The sequence below is a fragment of the Alcanivorax sp. HI0044 genome, assembly GCF_001634945.1.
This window is the reverse complement of sequence record NZ_LWEZ01000895.1, coordinates 1-511: the sequence shown is the minus strand read 5'-3', so window position 1 is coordinate 511 and position 511 is coordinate 1. Positions and strand designations below refer to the sequence as shown.

General features: G+C 56.8%; 1 protein-coding gene. It reads right to left on the bottom strand.

All coding sequences use genetic code 11. The annotated features are described in order from the left end of the window. The coding region (locus A3730_RS10645; RefSeq protein WP_197477428.1) for a hydantoinase B/oxoprolinase family protein at positions 1-487 on the bottom strand (487 nt) is incomplete at its 3' end. Positions 488-511: the final 24 nt, after the last annotated feature.

Sequence of the window (511 nt, the reverse complement as noted above, 5' to 3'; positions counted from 1 at the left end):
GATGCCGACACAATGGCACCTGCCACAGCCCGGCGCGTTTCAACCAGCTGGGAGCAATAACAATCCCTTCCTGCTCCAGATGCGTGGATACCGGCATGGATCCGGGGCTGTGGGCGCCAATATTGGCATGGTGAGCCCGGGACACGGCGAAGCCGATCAGGGTCTGCGACTGAAATACCGGAGCAATCACGGTCACATCCGGCAGATGCGTGCCGCCCAGATAGGGATCATTCACCACCATCAGGTCCCCGGACTGCCAAGTTCTGCCACTAACCAGATCCGCCATGGCGTAGGCCATGGAGCCCAGATGCACGGGAATATGCGCAGCCTGAGCACATAAACGGCCCTGAGCATCAAAAATGGCACAGGAAAAATCGAGCCGATCCTTGATGTTCGGAGACAGGGCACTGAGACGCAGCACCGCGCCCATTTCATCGCAGACACCGGCAAGGCGGTTGGCAAAAATACTCAGCTGGACAGCATTCATAAAGGCGATCAATAAATAATAATG